This window comes from Falsigemmobacter faecalis, from assembly GCF_003863335.1.
Taxonomy (GTDB): domain Bacteria; phylum Pseudomonadota; class Alphaproteobacteria; order Rhodobacterales; family Rhodobacteraceae; genus Wagnerdoeblera; species Wagnerdoeblera faecalis.
Map to the genome: position 1 here is coordinate 137,251 of NZ_RRAZ01000001.1, position 19,304 is coordinate 156,554.

General features: G+C 63.0%; 15 protein-coding genes. 7 read left to right on the plus strand and 8 right to left on the minus strand.

The annotated features are described in order from the left end of the window. The first annotated feature begins 23 nt into the window (after window positions 1-23). Both EG244_RS00810 and hisD read left to right on the plus strand, forming a co-directional pair. Complete coding sequence (locus EG244_RS00810) at window positions 24-905, plus strand: DMT family transporter (protein WP_124963104.1); 882 nt, start codon at window positions 24-26, stop codon at window positions 903-905. A 63-nt stretch (window positions 906-968) separates the two neighbouring features. Beyond that, the gene (hisD, locus tag EG244_RS00815; protein WP_124963105.1) at window positions 969-2,273 is read left to right on the plus strand and encodes a histidinol dehydrogenase; all 1,305 of its coding nucleotides are present in this window, start codon (window positions 969-971) and stop codon (window positions 2,271-2,273) included. Window positions 2,274-2,393: 120 nt separating this feature from the next. Here the strand turns inward: hisD and pepN are convergent, their stop codons facing one another. After that, window positions 2,394-4,943, minus strand: a complete 2,550-nt coding sequence (gene pepN, locus EG244_RS00820; RefSeq protein ID WP_124963106.1) for an aminopeptidase N — start codon at window positions 4,941-4,943, stop codon at window positions 2,394-2,396. 210 nt (window positions 4,944-5,153) lie between these two features. Between pepN and EG244_RS00825 the strand changes: the two genes are divergently transcribed. Next, on the plus strand, window positions 5,154-5,519 hold the full coding sequence (locus EG244_RS00825) for a hypothetical protein (RefSeq protein ID WP_199737685.1): 366 nt from the start codon (window positions 5,154-5,156) through the stop codon (window positions 5,517-5,519). A 146-nt stretch (window positions 5,520-5,665) separates the two neighbouring features. Here the strand turns inward: EG244_RS00825 and glyA are convergent, their stop codons facing one another. Then, window positions 5,666-6,961: a serine hydroxymethyltransferase gene (gene glyA / locus EG244_RS00830; protein ID WP_124963108.1), complete on the minus strand. Its 1,296-nt coding sequence runs from the start codon at window positions 6,959-6,961 to the stop codon at window positions 5,666-5,668. 185 nt (window positions 6,962-7,146) lie between these two features. Here glyA and EG244_RS00835 point away from each other — a divergent pair, with 185 nt between their 5' ends. After that, window positions 7,147-7,926: an NAD kinase gene (locus EG244_RS00835; protein ID WP_124963109.1), complete on the plus strand. Its 780-nt coding sequence runs from the start codon at window positions 7,147-7,149 to the stop codon at window positions 7,924-7,926. On the opposite strand, the gene EG244_RS00840 is transcribed toward EG244_RS00835, so the two are convergent. From EG244_RS00840 to cysQ, 6 genes are all read right to left on the minus strand, one after another. Continuing rightward, window positions 7,923-9,305 (minus strand): nodulation protein NodH, encoded by a 1,383-nt coding sequence (locus EG244_RS00840; RefSeq protein ID WP_124963110.1) that lies wholly within the window; start codon window positions 9,303-9,305, stop codon window positions 7,923-7,925. The two genes, EG244_RS00835 and EG244_RS00840, sit on opposite strands and share 4 nt — an antisense overlap. Further along, window positions 9,302-11,008: a DUF5927 domain-containing protein gene (locus EG244_RS00845; RefSeq protein WP_124963111.1), complete on the minus strand. Its 1,707-nt coding sequence runs from the start codon at window positions 11,006-11,008 to the stop codon at window positions 9,302-9,304. Before EG244_RS00845 ends, EG244_RS00840 begins: the two co-directional genes overlap by 4 nt. Before the next feature lie 4 nt (window positions 11,009-11,012). Further along, entirely contained in the window at window positions 11,013-12,023 is a 1,011-nt protein-coding gene (locus EG244_RS00850; RefSeq protein WP_124963112.1) for a glycosyltransferase family 2 protein, read from the minus strand. A gap of 39 nt (window positions 12,024-12,062) precedes the next feature. Next, a complete protein-coding gene (locus tag EG244_RS00855) occupies window positions 12,063-13,130 on the minus strand; it encodes a glycosyltransferase family 2 protein (protein WP_199737687.1) in 1,068 nt (355 codons plus the stop codon). Between the two features lie 3 nt (window positions 13,131-13,133). Next, the gene (gene galU, locus EG244_RS00860) at window positions 13,134-14,012 is read right to left on the minus strand and encodes a UTP--glucose-1-phosphate uridylyltransferase GalU (protein ID WP_124963113.1); all 879 of its coding nucleotides are present in this window, start codon (window positions 14,010-14,012) and stop codon (window positions 13,134-13,136) included. Window positions 14,013-14,189: 177 nt separating this feature from the next. Beyond that, the gene (gene cysQ, locus EG244_RS00865) at window positions 14,190-14,999 is read right to left on the minus strand and encodes a 3'(2'),5'-bisphosphate nucleotidase CysQ (RefSeq protein ID WP_233588879.1); all 810 of its coding nucleotides are present in this window, start codon (window positions 14,997-14,999) and stop codon (window positions 14,190-14,192) included. 96 nt (window positions 15,000-15,095) lie between these two features. Here cysQ and EG244_RS00870 point away from each other — a divergent pair, with 96 nt between their 5' ends. The 3 genes from EG244_RS00870 to dnaJ all read left to right on the plus strand — a co-directional run bounded on the left by EG244_RS00870 (window position 15,096) and on the right by dnaJ (window position 19,274). Continuing rightward, on the plus strand, window positions 15,096-15,923 hold the full coding sequence (locus tag EG244_RS00870; RefSeq protein ID WP_124963114.1) for an ABC transporter permease: 828 nt from the start codon (window positions 15,096-15,098) through the stop codon (window positions 15,921-15,923). Window positions 15,924-16,124: 201 nt separating this feature from the next. Beyond that, on the plus strand, window positions 16,125-18,050 hold the full coding sequence (gene dnaK, locus EG244_RS00875) for a molecular chaperone DnaK (RefSeq protein WP_124963115.1): 1,926 nt from the start codon (window positions 16,125-16,127) through the stop codon (window positions 18,048-18,050). 72 nt (window positions 18,051-18,122) lie between these two features. Further along, a complete protein-coding gene (gene dnaJ, locus EG244_RS00880) occupies window positions 18,123-19,274 on the plus strand; it encodes a molecular chaperone DnaJ (RefSeq protein ID WP_124963116.1) in 1,152 nt (383 codons plus the stop codon). Window positions 19,275-19,304: the final 30 nt, after the last annotated feature.

The following is a 19,304-nucleotide window of genomic DNA, read 5'->3' on the forward strand; positions in this document are numbered from 1 at the left end:
TGGGTTGGGCTGTCGGGGGTGAGATGGACGTAAAAGCACTGGCCATGGGGATCGCCTTTGCGGTGATGTGGTCTTCGGCCTTCACCTCGGCCACGATGATCGTGCAGGCGGCGCCGCCGCTGATGGCGCTGGCTTTGCGCTTTTTGCTGGCGGGGCTGACGGGGGTGCTGATCGCCAAAGCGCTCGGGCAGAGTTTTCGTCTGACGCGGGGCCAGTGGCGGGTGGTGCTGGTCTTTGGGCTGTTGCAGAACGCGCTTTATCTGGGGCTGAATTTCGTCGCCATGAAGATCACCGGGGCCTCGGTGGCGGCGATCGTGGCTTCGGCCATGCCGCTTTTGGTGGCGCTGGCGGGCTGGGCTTTTTATGGCGAGCGGCTGAGCGGGATGGCGGCCGGGGGGCTGGTCGCGGGCATTCTGGGGGTGGCGCTGATTATGGGCGCGCGCATTCAGGGCGGGGTGGATCCCTTTGGGCTGATGCTGGTCTGTTTTGGTGCGCTGGCGCTGACCGGGGCGACGCTGTCGATGCGCGGGGCGGCGGGGGCCGGGAACAGTCTGTTTGTCATAGTCTCGCTGCAGATGCTGGTCGGGGCCGGCGCGGTGGGGCTGGTGGCTTTGGCCACTGAGAGCTGGGCGGTGGACTGGTCGCCGCGGCTGGTCTGGGCGTTTCTCTATACCGTTTATGCGCCGGGGCTTTTGGCCACCTGGATCTGGTTTTTGCTGGTCCAGCGCATCGGGGCGGTGAAGGCGGCGACCTTTCACTTTCTCAATCCCTTCTTTGGCGTGCTGATCGCCTGGGCGCTCCTGGGGGAGACCCTTGGGGTCTGGGATGTGGTGGGGGTTGTGGTGATCGCGGCAGGCATTCTGGCGGTGCAGCTTTCACGGGCGCAAAGCGCGAAGGAGGTCTGAGCGCGGCTTGCACGGGCGGGCGGGGGGCGTTACGACCCTGCCATGCCACAAAGGGGGCCTCTCATGCCGCAACATCTGACCACGACCGACCCGGATTTCGCCGCGCGATTTGAGCATCTGCTTTCGATGAAGCGCGAAGATGCGCCGGATGTGGATGCCGCTGTGGCCGCGATCATCGCCGATGTGCGCGCGCGGGGCGACCTGGCGGTGATTGAGCTGACTGCGAAATTCGACCGTCTGGAGCTGACGCCCGCGACGCTGGCTTTCTCGCGGGCAGAGATTGATGCGGCGGTGGCGCAGGTCACCCCGGAGGATCGCGCTGCGCTGGAGCTCGCGGCAGAGCGGATCCGGGCCTATCATGCGCGGCAGATGCCCGAAGATGCCTCCTGGACCGATGCGGCGGGGGCGACCCTTGGCTGGCGCTGGACGCCGGTTTCCGCAGCCGGGCTTTATGTGCCGGGGGGCAAGGCGGCCTATCCGTCTTCGGTGCTGATGAATGCGATCCCGGCGAAAGTGGCGGGGGTGGAGCGTCTGGTGGTGGTCTGCCCGACCCCGGGTGGCGTGGTCAATCCGCTGGTGATCCTCGCCTGTGAGATCGCGGGCGTGGATGAGATCTTCCGCATCGGGGGCGCCCAGGCTGTGGCGGCGCTGGCTTATGGCACTGAGAGCCTGCGCCCGGTTGATAAGATCACCGGGCCGGGCAATGCCTATGTGGCGGCGGCCAAGCGGCGGGTTTTTGGTAAGGTCGGCATTGATATGATCGCGGGCCCTTCGGAGATCCTGATTATTGCGGATCGCGACAATGATCCGGAGTGGCTGGCGCTCGATCTGCTGAGCCAGGCGGAGCATGATGAGGTAGCGCAGTCGATCCTGGTGACCGATGATGCGGAGTTTGCCGCTGAGGTGACGGCGGCTGTTGAGCGGCTGATCCCGACGCTGGAGCGCGCGGAGATCGCGGGCGCGAGCTGGCGTGATTATGGCGCGGTGATCGTGACGAAGGATTTGTCGGAGGCGGCGGCGCTGTCCAATCGGGTGGCACCGGAGCATCTGGAGCTTTGTGTGGCGGATCCGGAGGCCCTGGCCGAAGAGATCACCCATGCGGGGGCGATCTTCCTTGGGGCCTGGACGCCCGAGGCGATCGGCGATTACATCGGCGGGCCGAACCATGTGCTGCCGACGGCGCGCTCGGCGCGGTTTTCTTCGGGGCTTTCGGTGCTCGATTTCGTCAAGCGCACCACCATGGCGAAGATGACCCCGGCGGCGCTGGCAGCGATTGGCCCTTCGGCTGAGCGGCTGGCCCGGGCGGAATCGCTGGAGGCCCATGGGCTGTCGGTGCGCGCGCGGCTGAACCGTCTGAACGAAGAGTGAGGGGCGCGCGGGGGCTGCCGCCCCCGCCCCCCGCTTCAGGGGGAGGTTCCCTCCCCCTGAAAACCCCCGAGGCCGTCTCCGGTGCTTTTGTGAGCGCCGGTTTTCTTTTGCGGGGCCGGATCAGCCGAGCATACGGCTGACCATCTCTCCCAGATCGCGGCTGAGGCGGGGGGCGGCTTTGAGGCGCTGGAGTTCCTCGCGCATCATGGCCTGACGGTCGGCATCATAGCGCGGCAGGGTCTCAAAGGCGGTGGACATGCGTGCCGCCGTCTGCGGGTTCAGCGCATCGAGGCGCAGGAGCCAGTCGGCGAGCAGGCGGTAGCCTGTGCCGTCCGCACGGTGGAAGCCCGCGTGGTTCGCGCTGAGCGCCCCGAAGACCGCGCGGAAGCGGTTGGGGTTTTTCAGATCGAACTTCGGATGCGCGGTCAGTGCCTCGGCCACGTCTGCGGCGGTCTCCGGGGGGGCACAGAGCACCTGGGTCATGAACCATTTGTCCATCACGAGGCGGTCCCCGCCGTAGCGCGCTTCAAAGGCCCGGAGCGCGGTCCCGGCGCAGCCCGCCTCGATCAGGCAGGCCAGGGCGGCCATCTGATCGGTCATATTATCCGCCGCCTGCCAGGCGCTTTGCGCCGCCGCCCCGCCGTCCAGCCGCGTTTGCAGCGCGAGCGCCATGTTCTTCAGGCTGCGCTGCCCGGTGGAGGTGGGATCGGGGCTATAGGGGCCCTGCGGTGTCATAGCGCGGATCAGCCCCGGCAGCTGCGGGGCAAGGTGGCGGGCCAGCGTGGTCTGCAGGCTGCGTCTTGCGCGGTGGATGTGATGGGGGTCGGGCACAAGGCCGCTGCCCGCAAGCGTGGCGGCCATATCATCTTCGCCCGGCAGGCGCAGGCAGAGCGCGCGGAAGGCCGGCTCGAGGCTTTCATCGCGCAGCAGCGCGGCCATAGCTGCAAGCCAGTCCGCCGAAGGGGGCGTGCCTTCTGAAATCAGCCGTGCCAGCACTTCGCGTGAGAGGGTGCGGCCCGCTTCCCAGCGGTTGAAGGGGTCGCTGTCATGGGCCAGCAGGAAGGCGCGGGTGGCATCGCTCTGACGGTGGCTGAGGATCACGGGGGCCGAGAAATCACGCAGGACCGAGGCGATGGGGCGGGTTGAGAGCCCCTCAAAGCGGAAGCTCTGCTCTGTTTCGGTCAGCTCCAGCGTGACGGAGGGGGCCAGCTCATCGCCGTTGGGATTGAGAAGCCCGGTCACCACGGGGATATGCAGCGGCAGTTTTTCCACCCCATCCGGGGTCTCAGGCTGGCTCTGACGGAGGGTGAGGGTGAAGACCCCCGCCTCATCCCAGGCTTCGCTGACTTCCAGCCGGGGGGTGCCGGCCTGGGAATACCAGCGGGCAAACTGCGTCAGATCGCGGCCCGTGGCCTCTTCAAAGACCTTCAGCCAGTCCTCCAGGGTGCAGGCCTGACCGTCGTGACGGGTGAAATAAAGATCCAGCGCCGCTTTATAGCCCGCATCCCCCACCAGCCGCTTCAGCATGCCGATGAGTTCCGCACCTTTCTCATAAACCGTGGCCGTGTAGAAATTGTTAATCTCGACAAAGCTCGAAGGGCGCACCGGATGGGCCAGCGGACCGGTGTCTTCGCGGAACTGCCGGTCGCGCAGCGTCAGCGCGTCTTCAATGCGTTTGACCGCAGCCCCGCGCAGATCGCCGGTGAACTGCTGGTCGCGAAAGACCGTCAGCCCCTCTTTCAGGCAAAGCTGGAACCAGTCGCGGCAGGTGATGCGGTTGCCGGTCCAGTTGTGGAAATATTCATGCGCAATGATCGCCTCAATCCGCATGAAATCGGCATCCGTGGCGGTATCCGCCCGGGCCAGAACCGCGCGGGAGTTGAAGATATTCAACCCCTTGTTCTCCATCGCGCCCATGTTGAAATCATCCACGGCGACGATATTGAAGATATCGAGATCATACTCGCGCCCGTAAACCTCTTCGTCCCACCGCATGGAGGCCTTGAGAGAGGTCAGCGCCCAGTCACAGCGGTCCTCATCGCCCGGACGCACCCAGATGTTCAGCGCCACCTCGCGGCCCGAGCGGGTGGTGAACTGCCCCGGATGGGCGCGCAGATCCCCCGCCACCAGCGCAAAGAGATAAGAGGGCTTCGGCCAGGGGTCATGCCATTCCGCAAAGCCGGGGCCCTCAGCCACGGGGTTGCCGTTCGACAACAGCACCGGCAGATCGCTCTCAATGCGGACCCGGAAGGTGGTCATCACATCGGGGCGGTCGGGATAAAAGGTGATGCGGCGAAAGCCCTCGGCCTCGCATTGGGTGCAATACATGCCATTGGACATATAAAGCCCCTCCAGCGCGGTATTTCCGGCGGGATCAATCTCAACCTCAGCCTCCCAGGTGAAGGGACCCTCCGGCAGATCGGCCGCCGCAATTCTGATCTGGCCGTCCTTGGGCTCTGCACGGATCTCCGCCCCGTTTACCGCAGCCCGGATCAGCCGCAGATGCGCGCCAAAAAGCACCAGATCTTCGCGCCCGCCCTTCGGGGCCAAGGTGAAGCGCGACAGCACCCGCGTCGCCGCAGGGGCAAGGCGGAAGGTCAGCTGCACCTCTCCCAGGGTAAAGGGAAAGGGGCGGTAATCGGCGAGATGGATGGTTTGCGGCTCAGACATAAAGCACCTTCAGTGGGCGGCAATTGCCACGCAGGGGGCGTGAGAAAGGCTCCGCGGCGCATCGGGCCACGGGCAGGGCAGCGGGGCAAACCCCCGGTGGCCCTGAGACTGGCGCAGACTAGCGCTGCGCCGCGACGGGGTCGAGTGACTTGAGTGTCCCGCAGCGCCCCGCTACCCTTCGGGGCGGTGTGGATGCGAAGGGGTGCTCTGATGGCGGATGTGCAGCAGATGGCGGCAAAGGTGGCCGACCTTCTTGAAAGCCGCCTGCGGGTCCGGGGTCCCACTCTGGCCGTTCTGGTGCGCAAAGCGGGCCGCAGACTGCCCCGCAAGGTGCGCCGCGCCGCTCAGGAACTTGCCTCCTTCGAGGGGCTGGCCCGTCATCCGAAAGGCGCCATGATGGTCAGCCAGGGCCGGGCCGAAGCCGCCTATGAGATCTGCATGAACCATCTCCGCCCGCTCGGCTCCAAAGAGCGCTTCGTCTCAGCGGCGCTGAACTTTGCGGGCACGATTGCGCTGATGCTTCTGGTGCTCGGCGGCGTGTTTCTGGCGATCTGGGCGTTCCGCGGCCCGTTCTGAGCCTGCGCGCGGCAGCCACCCCTCGGGGGTTTTCAGGGGGAGGGAACCTCCCCCTGAAGCGGGGGGCGGGGGCGGCAGCCCCCGCGCCTCCCTCAACAAAAAAGGCGGCCCCGGAAGGCCGCCTTAAAAACCATCAGCTCTGACGATCAGAGAGTCGGATACATCGGGAAGCGGGCGCAGAGGGCTTTGACTTCACCCTTCACACGCGCTTCGACTTCCGCATTGCCAGCCTCGCCATGGGCGGCCAGACCATCGACCACTTCCACAATCCAGCGCGCGATCTGGCGGAAGTCTGCCTCATCAAAGCCACGGGTGGTGCCCGCCGGTGCGCCCAGACGGATGCCCGAGGTCACAAACGGCTTTTCCGGATCAAACGGCACGCCGTTTTTGTTGCAGGTGATATGCGCCCGGCCCAGAGCCGCCTCAGCCGCTTTCCCGGTCACCTTTTTCGGGCGCAGGTCTGCAAGGCAGAGGTGGTTGTCGGTGCCGCCCGAAACGATATCGATGCCACCCTTCATCAGCTCATCCGCCATGGCGGCGGCGTTTTTCTTCACCTGAGCGGCGTAGTCTTTGAACTCCGGCTGCAGCGCCTCGCCAAAGGCCACAGCTTTCGCGGCGATGACATGCATCAGCGGACCACCCTGCAGACCCGGGAAGACGGCCGAGTTGATCTTCTTGGCGATATCTTCGTCGTTGGTCAGGATCATACCACCGCGCGGGCCGCGCAGCGATTTATGGGTGGTGGTGGTGACCACATGAGCATGCGGCACCGGCGAGGCATGCACGCCGCCTGCCACGAGGCCTGCGATATGCGCCATATCGACGTGCAGATAAGCACCGACCTCATCGGCGATCGCACGGAAAGCCGCCCAGTCCCACTCACGCGAGTAAGCGGTGCCACCGGCAAGGATCAGCTTCGGGCGCGATTCCAGCGCCTTTTGACGGATCTCTTCCATATCAAGCAGCTGGTCCTGCTGACGCACGCCATAAGAGACGACGTTGAACCATTTGCCCGACATATTCACCGGCGAGCCATGGGTCAGGTGACCGCCCGAGTTCAGATCAAGACCCATGAAGGTGTCGCCCGGCTGCAGCAGCGCCAGGAACACGGCCTGGTTCATCTGGCTACCCGAGTTCGGCTGCACATTGGCGAATTTCGCCCCGAACAGCTCTTTCGCGCGCTCGATCGCCAGGGTCTCGGCGATATCGACGAACTGGCAGCCACCGTAGTAGCGCTTGCCCGGATAGCCTTCGGCATATTTATTGGTCAGAACCGACCCCTGCGCCTGCAGAACGGCCAGCGAGACGATGTTTTCCGAAGCGATCAGCTCGATCTCTTCGCGCTGGCGACCAAGCTCTTTGGTGACCGAGCCGAACAGCTCGGGATCGCGGTCAGCGAGATCCTGGGTGAAAAATCCGTTTTCAAGGTGCGACGCGGTCATCTGCTTTCCTCTGAGCTTTGGGCGGATGGCGACCCCTTATCCTGCAAAGCCCGCGGGGAAAAGCGGGGAAACCGGACCCATGCGCGAATCTGTCAAAATTGGCCGGGTCACGGCAAGATTGCTTGCGTCCGGGGGGGCATTGCGCAACATGGGGCGGCTTTGCCTCCGGAGGGTCCTGTTCCGTGTTGTCCCGTTTTGGGGAATCGCCCCGTTCCATCGCCTTTCTCGCCTCGCGCGCACCGCAGGCTCAGGAGGCACTGGCGGCGCTGACCGCGAGATACGGGCAATGCGCGCCGGAAGCGGCCTCCGTGATCGTGGCGCTAGGCGGGGATGGCTTCATGCTCGACACGCTGCATGGCACGCAAAAACTGGGCCTGCCGGTTTACGGCATGAACTGCGGCACCATCGGATTTCTGATGAATGCTTATGCCGAAGACGATCTGATCGCGCGGCTGGACGCGGCGGAAGAAGAGCTGATCAACCCCTTGCGGATGAAGGCTTTTACTCTGGACGGTGGCGAGGTCGAAAAGCTGGCCATCAATGAGGTTTCGCTGCTGCGCGCAGGCCCCCAGGCGGCCAAGCTGCGGATCGTGGTCGACGGGCGCGAGCGGATGGCCGAGCTGGTCTGCGACGGCGCGATTTTGTGCACGCCAGCCGGATCGACCGCTTACAACTACTCCGCTCATGGCCCGATCCTGCCGATCGGCTCTGATGTTCTGGCGCTGACGGCGGTGGCGGCCTTCCGGCCCCGGCGCTGGCGTGGCGCGCTTTTGCCCAAAACCGCCCTCGTGCGCTTTGAGGTGCTGGAGGCAGAAAAACGCCCCGTCATGGCCGATGCCGATGGCCGCTCGGTGCGCGATGTGCTGGCGGTGGAAATCCGCTCAGAGCCGGGCGTGCAGCACCGCATCCTCTTTGATCCGGGCCACGGCCTCGAAGAGCGGCTGATCTCTGAGCAGTTTACTTAAAGCAGATCGCCAAAGCCGAAGGCGGCGTAATCGCGGGCATAGGCCTCGCGGGCGGCGGTTTCATGATCGGATGTCACCCAATCCGGCAGGGCGGGGGGCGTCAGACGCGGGGGCGGGGTGGTCTGGCCACAAAGCTTTGCCATCAGCGGCAGCGCCTCGCCCAGATCCTCTTCGCGCCAGAGATGGCCGGGGGGCAGAAAGCCGGAAAAGCCTTCAATCACCGCCGCCTGGCTGGCCCAGGCCGGATCGGTTTTCAACGGCGTCTGCCCGGCCAGATTGCCCTTCAGAAAGCGCAGGAAGGTGGCAAAAGCGGCAGAAAGCTCCTCAGGCGTTGCCTCGGCAGGCGTCTCGGGCAGTATCAGCTTCCAGTTTTTGCGCAGGATCTGACGGGTTTCCGATTTCGGGCCGCGCAGAATGCGCTTTTCAAAAGCCGTCAGCGCCCGCAGCAGCGGGTGGCGCAGCACGGTAAAGCTGCGCGGCGCGTCCTGATCTTTCAGCCAGGCCCGCAGCGAGCGGCGGTCGAAATTTTCAATCAAGCCGCCGCCGATCTCGGAGAGCCAGTCGCGCACCCCCTCAACCGGGCCCGAGCGGATCGGCATGAAGAGCAGCGGCAGATCCCGCGCCGCCATGAAAGAGGGCACCTGCGGGCCGCGGCGCGGCTCAAAATTCGGGGTCCGTGAGAGGTTGAAACGGTCAAGCCGCGCCAGCCCCTCACTCAGCGCCTCAGGGTTTTCGATCAGCGCCTCAAGGCTTTCGGGGTTTTGCTTTTTGACACTGTCATCAAGGGCTTCGGGCGCGGCGACGCCCAAAAAGACCGCCAGACCGCGAATGACGGACAGCTCGCCAATGTCGTCGTAATCAATCCAGAAGGCGGTCTGACCTGAGGTCTGCAGCGCGCGTTGTATCTGCAGCTGAAAGGCCTGAAGGCGGGTGACATGGTCCTCAAATCCGGCGCCGTCGAAAGTCGCCTTTGCCTCGCGGCGGCGGCGGGCATCGCCGAGCTTCCATTGCCCCGTGGCCCGCGCGATCTGCAGCGAGACATAGCTTTCCAGCGGATTGCGCGTCAGCACGATCTTGGCGCAGCGTCTGTCAGCCAGAGCCGTTTCCAGAATGCGCGGGTCGTGGTCGTGAAAAAAGCGGTAACCTGCAAGCCCTTCGGTCGCGGCCTCCATGGCGCTGAGCAGGGCGTGGGGATTCTCGGTGCGCTCCTCCAGGGTGATTCCGAGATAGCTTTCATGATCCTTGCGGGCGATGAAGACCGGGTTAAAGGCCTCACCGTGGCAGATGACGCCGGGCAGGGCGTTCAGATTCGCCTCAAGAAAATTAGAGCCGGTCCGCATATCGGCCAGCAGGATGAAGCGGTCAAAGGGGCGGCTCATGACCCTCTCTCCTCGGTCAGACGACTGCGCGCGCCGCGGCGTCCGGGGGTGACCGGCTCATCAAGCGGGATATCGCCCAGAAGAACGGGTTTCATGCCCTGGTTGCGCAGATTTTGTACAAAGCGGCCAAATCCGGCCATTTCGCCTAAGCGCGGCGGCTCACTCAGGGCGCGGATCGGGCCGGGGCGCAGCTCATTGAGCAGCAGTTCCAGCGGCTCGAAGGGATCTTCCAGAAACTCCGCCAGCGGGCGGATGTCGATGCGGGCGGGCATCTGTGCCGCGCGCAGCCGGTCAATCATCGCGGTTTCGATCTTTTGCAGCCGTGCGGCCTCGCGGCGCTGGCTTTCAAAATCACCGCCCTGCCTGAAAAGCCGCACGGCCCAGGCCCCCGAGATCATACAGATCCGGGCATGGGGATCGCGCGCAAGGAAGGGCAGAATGTCCTGGTGGTCGCGGGGGCCGAACTGAAAGGTCTGCCGCTCTCCGCGGCTGTTCCAGATCAGCGAGGTCAGAAACCGCTGCGGATCATAGTCGCGCAAAGCGGCGCTGTCGGTCAGACAGCCGTTCCAGATCGTCTCTCCCCCGGCAAATTCCGCCCGCTCCGGCGCAAAGAGATGGCCGTGGACCCGGGCACCCAGAGACTTCGAGAGCCAGCTTTCAAAGCCGTCGAAGACATCGTCATAGCCCGCGAAGACCGTATAGGGCTGCGCCGTCAGCGCGCCTTCGCGGCCCCTGGCGGGAAAGCGGCTTTGCATGTAAAGCCCGGGGCGGCCCCGCAGACGACGCTCGGCCGCGCGGGAAAACAGCCGGTCGATCTTGCCGGGGTTCGGCTCCGCGCGGGGGGCAGCCTCGGCCTCAGGCTTCAGGAATTCGCGGTAAAGCCGGTTCGCCTGGGGCCAGATTTTGCGCGCGATAAAGCAGTCCGAGCGGCGCAGGAGTTGCAGGTGATCGTCATAAAAGACATGCGGCTTGCCCTGATGATCGAATTTGGAGAGCGTCAGTGAGCGGCTTTCGACGCGCCGCGCATGAAGGCGCACAAGGCTTTGAAAATAGCTCTCATCGGGGATCCAGACGCGTGAGAAATAGCGGTCAAATTCCGCCCGGCGCGGGTCATCCAGGATGGCAGCAAGGGTCTGGCGCGTCAGGCACCACCACTGGCTGCCCATATGCGGGACCATGCCCTCGGGGATATGACGGCGGATATGCAGGCGGCGCTGCAGCCGCACATAACCGTCAAACAGCCTGCGGTGACGCCGCCAGGAAAACGGAAAGCGCAGGGTAAAGCGCTCGGCATCAAGGCCGCCCATGGTCCAGCCGACATCCGCCGTGGTCACGGATTCGATGAAGTCAGTCTCGGGCTGTCCGGCCAGCCAGTCGGCAAATTCCTGCGGCGGCCGCAGCGGCAGGCAGGAGCCGGAGACCAGACAGATGTGGCGTACGCCGGGAAACTGCTCCAGCATCAGCCGGGCGGCATCAAGTGTCGCCTCGACCATCCCCCACATCCCCCATTCGCAGGCATGGCGGGGCGAGAAGCGGATGGTGTCACAGACAGCAAGATCGGCGCTCAGCCGTTCTGCCTGCGCCCCGCGCACCCGGGCATCAAGGTGAATAACCACCGGAGAGCCGCTTTCAGCCCAATGCGTGGCCACCTGCGCGGCGCGGTGCAGGGCGGTGTGGCAGAGCATGATATAGCCGACCGTCATGCGCTCACGTCCAGTTGCCTTTCGACATCAGCCCGAGGATCTCAAGCTGACGCCAGTTGATGTATTTCTCTGACCAGCGGTTCCAGAGATCGGGCTGGGCGCGCAGCCCCTCAAGGTAGGCACGATATTCGGCACCTGCGGCGAAATGCTGGCCTCTCTGTGTCTCTTCTTCGGCTTTGTGGCTGAGGGTGTCGAGAAATTTGGCATGGAGCAGGCAGCCCGAAATGATTTCCCCGCCTGAGCGTTCGTAAGTGAGGTTCAGCCCGCGCGGCAGCATCATATGGGTGGAGCTGACATAGGTGTAGCTGCGCCGCCAGCGCACCAGCGGAATTTTGTTCAGCGCCGGGGCTTTGGCCGGAGTGTCGGTAAAGAACGTCCGCTGGCGCGGCCCGCCCTGGATCCACAGATTGCCCATCGCGGGATTGCGGCGGCAGGTGTAATTGCCGCTGTCAAACCAGCAGGCAATCTCAAAAGGATCGGTCCCGGCGCGGTAGGGCTGCGCGGTGATCGGCCCTTTGGGATACATGTCCAGCATCATCGCCGGAAAGGCCCGGGTGCCCGAGGCATCCAGCCAGTCGGTCAGCGCCCTCAGGGGGCGGCTGTCGCTGAAAGGATAGACCAGGAATTCATCGGGATCGACGGTCAGGCACCAGTGCCCGCTGCCATAGCGGCGCAGCAGATAGTTCATCCAGTCCACGCCGTAATGCGAGCCGCGATAAGAGCCCGTGGTGTGCCAGACAGAAACATCTTCCTGCGCGCAGAGATAATCCGTTGAGCCGTCGTCAGAGCCATTGTCGACGATCAGAAACTGGCTCACGCCGAGGTTTCGGTAATACTCCAGAAACCACGGCAGCCGCACAAGTTCATTGCGCAGACAGCAAAACAGCAGAATCTGCCCGGGACGGATCCCCGCGGTGCAGTCGCGCAGCGCCCGCAACTCCCGCCCGCGCTGTCGCGCAAGAAAGAGCCGCCGCCGTCTTTTCCAGCGCAGACGATATGACTGCCAAAGCCCCAAACGCTGCTCCGCCCCCTCGTTACTCTTCCCCGGCTCCCCTCAGAGCCAGCCACCCCGCGACATCAGGCCAAGTGCCTCAAGCCCGCGCCAGCCCTGATAGCGCATCGAATGCTTCGTCTGAAGCTGCGGTGCCGAACTCAGGGCTGTGTAATACCCGTTATAAAGGGAAGAGTTTTCAAAATGCTCTCCCCGAATGGCTTCTTCGCGTGATTTTTCGACAATGGTGCTGAGAAACTTCGTATGGAGCAGCAGGCCCGAGATGTCTTCGCCCCCCGTGGTGGCAGCGCGGTCGTTCAGATGGCGGGGCAGCAGCGTATGGGTGGAGCTGACATAGGCATAGCGCCAGTGCCAGCGCACCAGCGGCACCTTGCCCAGCGTGGGGGCGCGGTGCGGCGCGGGGCTGAAGAAAGCCCGCGCGCGCGGCCCGCCCTGGATCCAGAGGTTTCCCAGCTTTGACTGGCGCTTCAGCGTATAATTGCCGCTGTCAAACCAGGGGATGGTCTCCAGCGGATCCTGCCCCGGGCGCGAGGGCATCTCGCCCAGAGGCCCCTCGGGGTAAAGATCGAGCATCATGGTGCCAAGCGCGGGGATCTCCTGCGCGTCCAGCCAGTCGGTCAGCGCGGGCAGGGGGCGGGTCTCCCAATGCGGATAGATCAGCAGCTCATCCGCATCGACCGTCAGGCACCAGTGGCCATGGCCATAGCGCGCCAGCAGCCCGTTCATCCAGTCCATACCAAAGCGCGAGGCTTTATAGGAGGCTGTGCTGCGCCAGAGCGAGACATCGGGCTGATCTCTCAGCAGCGCCTCAGAGCCATCGGTGCAGTTATTGGCGACGATCAGGAACTGGGTGACGCCGAGGCGGCGGTAATGCGCCAGAAACCAGGGCAGGCGATTCTCTTCATTGCGCAGGGTGGCAAAGAGCAGGATCGCGCCGGGGGCAATGGCGCGGGTGCGGTCGGTGACAGAGGTCAACTCGCGCAGGCGGCGGCGCTGGCCGCGCAGGATGAGATATTGCCGTCGCCCGCGCAGGCGCAGGGCGACGGCAGGACTGACAGCAGGCAGCCCCCCGGCCCGACCCGCAGGGGGCAGGATCCGGCGGGCTGTCATCGCTTATTTCGACAGATCGAGCGAGCGCAGGAAGTCATGCAGCTCATCGCGCAGATCGGGGCGCTTCAGGCCGAAGGCCACGGTGGCCTGCAGGAAGCCCGATTTGGAGCCGCAGTCGTAACGCTCGCCTTCAAAGCGCAGGCCATAGACCTGACCCTTGGCGGTCTCTTTGGCGATGGCATCGGTCAGCTGAATCTCACCGCCGGTGCCAATCTCAGCCTTGTCGAGATGCTTGAGCACTTCGGGCGTCAGGATGTAGCGGCCGATCACGGCGAGGTTCGAGGGGGCAGTGCCTTTGGCGGGCTTTTCCACCATGCCTTTGGCACGCACCACACGACCCATGTTTTCGCCGATGTCGAGCACGCCATAAGACGAGGCTTTGTCCTCGGCCACTTCCATGGTCGCGACCATATTGCCGCCGGTTTCCGCATAGGCTTCCACCATCTGCGCAAGGCAGGGCTTGTCGGCGGCGATCACATCATCGGGCAGCAGCACGGCAAAAGGCTCATCACCGATCATACGGCGCGCGCACCAGACGGCATGGCCCAGGCCGCGCGGGCTGTTCTGACGGACATAGGCGATGGCGCCCGAATCCATATTGGTGTGCTGAAGCTCTTCCAGAAGTTCGGTCTTGCCCTTGGCGCGCAGCGCGGTCTCAAGTTCGGGGTTGTGATCGAAGTAATCCTCAAGCGCGGATTTGCCGCGTGAGGTTACGAAGATGAATTCCCGGATGCCTGCGGCGCGTGCCTCATCAATGGCGTATTGAATGAGCGGGCGGTCTACCAGCGTCATGATCTCTTTCGGGATCGATTTGGTGGCGGGCAGAAAGCGCGTGCCGAGGCCGGCAACCGGAAAGACGGCCTTCGTTACCTTCTTTTGCATCTGGAGGAATCCTTAAAATTGAGTCTGCGGAAAGGCTTTTGGCCCCGTTCGGGTTTAAATGCTGTCCGTTCGGGGCGGGTGCCGGTTCAGTGCAGGACCGTTCCGGCGTAGATCAGTGCTAATGCTCTCGCAACGGAATTGTTTCAGGACAAACCCTGGGTTGCAATCTTCCGCTGATTAACCGGTCTTTAAAGGGATCTGCGGCGCTGCGGCAATAAAAAAGCCATTCTCCCAGCCGGGTTTGCCATAGGTAAAGGGGCGCAGGTCTTCCATATGGACCATAACGCCACCTGCCGCGCGCAGAACGGCATCGCCTGCGGCCGTATCCCATTCCATCGTGCGCCCGCAGCGCGGGTAAAGATCGGCCTCGCCGCAGGCAACAAGGCAGAATTTCAGGCTGGAGCCCGCGCTTTTCAGATCCCCCGTCGGATAGCCCGCAATATAGTCATCCGTCGCCTGATCGCGGTGCGATTTGGAGGCGACGACGCGCAGCGCGCTGAGGTCCGGATCCGCCACCCGCAGCGGGGTGAGAGCGCCCGGCTGATCGGTAAAGGGGCCTTCCTCTTCCACCGCGCCGCCGGTTGCGGGGGTATAAAAGAGCCGTCCTTTGGCCGGGGCATAGACCACCCCGAGCTGCGGCACGCCGTTCTCGACATAGGCGATATTGACGGTGAAATCGCCGCGCCGCTGCACAAATTCCTTCGTCCCATCAAGGGGATCGACGATCAGGAAGGTCGAGGCCTGCAGCTCATGGCTCTCGGCCTGTTCTTCGGTAATCAGCGCCAGATCGGGAAAATCTGCGCGCAGCCCGGCTGAGATCAGCCGGTCGGCGGCCTCATCCGCCAGGGTGACGGGGCTGGCATCGGCCTTCAGCCGGGTGCCGCTCTCACCGGAGTGATAAACCTCAAGAATGGCCTCGCCTGCCTGAAGCGCGAGACGCCGCATGGTCGTGACGAGAGCCTGCCGCTGTGCGGATGTCAGGGTCATGGAAATCCTCTCTCACGCGCAAATGTCTTCGTGATGCCGCAATCAGGCTCTACATTAGGCGCAGGCGCGCGGTCAGGGCAAGTATACGGACGATGCATGTTTAAAGCGGCAGACGGCACAAAGACGGGGCGGCTGGGCGGTGCATTTTCACTGCTTGAGCGGATTTATCATGCAACGGTGCGCAATGTGCGCAAATCCCATGGCAATGCCATGGTGGGCCTTTTGCTGAATATCTTTCAGACCGTGCTGATGGTCGGCGTTTTTTACATCATGTTTGAGCTGTTAAATATGCGCCGCCTGGCGATCCGGGGAGATTTTCTCTTATATGTGATGTCGGGCGTTTTTATGTTCCTGACCCACACCAAAGCGGTGGGCGCAGTTTCCGGGGCAGAGGGGCCGACCTCTCCCATGATGAAACATGCTCCGATGAACACAGTGATCTCCATTACATCGGCGGCACTTTCGTCGCTTTATCTGCAGCTTTTATCGGCGGCGATTGTACTGGGCGGCTATCATGCGGCGGTGCAGCCGATCACCATTCACAATCCTGCGAAAACTTTAGGCATTTTTCTGCTGGCCTGGGGCTCGGGGGCGGCGATCGGCATGGTGCTGCTGGCGGCCAAGCCCTGGTGGCCGTCGGGGATTATGATGATCTCAACTATCTATCAGCGGGTGAATATGATCGCCTCGGGAAAGATGTTTGTCGCCAATATGTTGCCGGGCAGCATGATCGCGCTTTTTGACTGGAATCCGCTGTTTCACTGCATCGATCAGGCCCGCGGCGCGATGTTTTTGAACTATGATCCGCGTTATACCAACCTGAGTTATCCGGTCATTGTGACGCTTTGCTGTCTGATGCTGGGGCTGATGCTGGAATTTTACACCCGCCGCCATGCCTCGCTGAGCTGGGGTGCGGGTAAATAAATCAGGCAGATGGCAGGCTTTGCGCCCGCTGAGGGATGTCGCGACAAAATCACAGCGGCGTGACACTTGCAGGGCGATAAGCCCCCCCATATATACCCGAACGTAAGGGGCCCGGATCACTCCGGACCTGTAATCTGGGATTGGCGCCGGATGCCACATGTGAGGGTCCGGCTCCTGCATATCGCCTGAAGAGGAAGCAATATGGCCAAAGTCATCGGTATCGACCTCGGCACGACCAACAGCTGCGTCGCCATCATGGACGGCTCGCAGCCCCGTGTGATCGAGAATTCGGAAGGCGCGCGTACCACGCCGTCGATCGTTGCCTTCACCGAGAGCGAGCGTCTCGTCGGTCAGCCCGCCAAGCGCCAGGCTGTCACCAACCCGACCAATACCATCTTTGCAGTGAAACGTCTGATCGGCCGTCGTGCCAATGATCCGGCACTGGCAAAAGACAAGAAAAACATGCCCTATGACATCGTTGACGGTGGCAATGGCGATGCATGGGTTGAGGCCCGCGGTGAGAAATACTCGCCCGCGCAGGTCTCGGCTGTCATCCTGCAAAAGATGAAGGAAACCGCTGAGTCCTACCTCGGCGAGACCGTCACCCAGGCTGTCATCACCGTGCCGGCTTACTTCAACGATGCCCAGCGTCAGGCGACCAAAGATGCCGGCAAAATCGCCGGTCTGGAAGTTCTGCGCATCATCAACGAGCCGACCGCTGCTGCACTGGCTTACGGTCTCGACAAAAAAGACAGCAAAACCATCGCGGTCTATGACCTTGGCGGCGGTACCTTCGACATCACCATCCTTGAGATCGATGATGGCCTGTTCGAAGTGAAATCGACCAACGGCGACACCTTCCTGGGTGGCGAAGACTTCGACATGCGCATCGTCACCTATCTGGCGGACGAGTTCAAAAAAGAGCATGGCGTTGATCTGACCCTCGACAAAATGGCTCTGCAGCGTCTGAAAGAAGCCGCTGAGAAAGCCAAAATCGAGCTGTCCTCCTCGCAGCAGACCGAAATCAACCAGCCGTTCATCTCGATGGACAAAAACACCGGACAGCCGCTCCACCTGATGGTGAAGCTGACCCGTGCAAAGCTGGAATCGCTGGTCGACGATCTGGTCAAAGCCTCGCTGAAGCCCTGCATTGCAGCGCTGAAAGATGCCGGCCTGTCGAAAGGCGATATCGATGAGGTTGTCCTCGTCGGTGGTCAGACCCGCATGCCGAAAGTCATCGAAGCGGTCACCAATTTCTTCGGCAAAGAGCCGAACAAAGGCGTGAACCCGGATGAAGTTGTGGCCATGGGCGCGGCTGTTCAGGCCGGTGTTCTGCAGGGCGACGTCAAAGACGTGGTGCTGCTCGACGTGACCCCGCTCAGCCTGGGCATTGAGACGCTGGGCGGCGTGTTCACCCGTCTGATCGATCGCAACACCACCATCCCGACCAAAAAGTCGCAGGTGTTCTCGACCGCTGAAGACAACCAGAACGCTGTGACCATCCGCTGCTTCCAGGGGGAGCGCGAGATGGCGGCTGACAACAAGATGCTGGGCCAGTTCAACCTGGAACAGATCCCGCCGGCTCCGCGCGGTATGCCGCAGATCGAAGTGACCTTTGACATCGACGCCAACGGCATCGTGTCGGTCTCGGCGAAAGACAAAGGCACCGGCAAAGAGCAGCGGATCACCATCCAGGCCTCGGGCGGTCTGTCGGATGCGGATATCGAACAGATGATCCGCGACGCCGAAGCCAATGCCGAAGCCGATAAGGCCCGCAAAGAGCTGGTCGAGGCGAAAAACCAGGGCGAAAGCCTGCTCGATTCGACCAAAAAGTCGCTGAAAGAGCATGGCGATAAGGTGGATCCGTCGACCGTTGAAGTCATCGAGCTGGCCATGGGCCCGCTGGAAGAGGCTCTGGCGAAAGACGATGCCGGTAAGATCAAATCGGCGATCCAGAACCTCACCGAGGCTGCCATGAAGCTCGGCGAAGCGATCTACAAAGCCCAGGCCGATGCCCAGGGCGGCGCAGATGGCGACGACGAAGGCCCCGCACGCGGACGTGACAGCGATGAAGACATCGTTGATGCCGATTTCGAAGATCTCGGCGAAGACCGCAAGCGTCGCTGACAGCACAAAGCGAAGCGGGGGCGGTCCTGAAGAAGGACCGCCCTTTGCCTTTGCTTCGATACGGGGAACGGAATGGCAAAACGTGACTTCTATGAGGTGCTTGGCACTGCTAAGGGCGCCTCGGCCGAAGAAATCAAAAAGGCCTATCGCACCAAGGCGAAAGAGCTGCACCCCGACCGCAACCGTGACAATCCGGATGCAGAGGCGCAGTTCAAAGAGGTCAATGAGGCCTATGAAACCCTGAAGGATGAGCAGAAGAAAGCGGCCTATGACCGCTTTGGACATGCGGCCTTTGAAGGGGGCATGGGCGGCGGTCGCGGCGGCTTTGGCGGCGGCGGCGGCGGTGACTTCTCCTCGGCCTTCTCGGATGTCTTTGAAGATCTTTTCGGGGATTTCATGGGCGGCCGCGGTGGCGGTGGCGGCGGTGGTCGCAGCCGGGCACGGCGTGGATCGGACCTGCGCTACAATCTGCGCGTGACGCTGGAGGAGGCCTTTCACGGCGTCCAGAAGGCGATCAACGTGCCGACGGCGGTGAATTGTGACGTCTGTCATGGCTCAGGCGGGGAAAACGGCTCAGAGCCGGTGACCTGTCCGACCTGTCAGGGCATGGGCAAAGTCCGCGCACAGCAGGGCTTTTTCACGGTTGAGCGCACCTGCCCGACCTGCTCGGGTGCCGGTCAGACGATCAAGAACCCCTGCCGCGCCTGTGGCGGTGCCGGTCGCGTTGAAAAAGAGCGCAATCTTTCGGTCAATATCCCGGCCGGGGTTGAGACCGGGACCCGCATTCGCCTGACCGGCGAGGGCGAGGCCGGGATGCTTGGCGGCCCGACGGGTGATCTTTATATCTTCATCGAAGTGCGCGATCACCAGATCTTCCAGCGCGATGGCGTGAACCTTTACTGCCGCGTGCCGGTCTCGATCACCACTGCCGCCCTTGGCGGTGAGGTTGAGGTGCCGACGATTGATGGTGGCAAAGCCCGCGTCAAAGTGCCTTCGGGCAGCCAGACCGGCAAGCAGATGCGCCTGCGCAGCAAGGGCATGCCCGCCCTGCGCGGCGGCGGCAGCGGGGATATGCTGATTGAGCTGGCGGTTGAGACCCCGGTGAATCTCTCAGCCCGTCAGCGCGAGCTGCTGGAAGAGTTTGAGCGCCTGGCCGAGGATAACAACCCGGAAGGCAACAGCTTCTTTTCCAAGGTGAAAAGCTTCTGGGATAAGAAAAACTGATCAAAGGGGCGCCTTCGGGCGCCCTTTCTT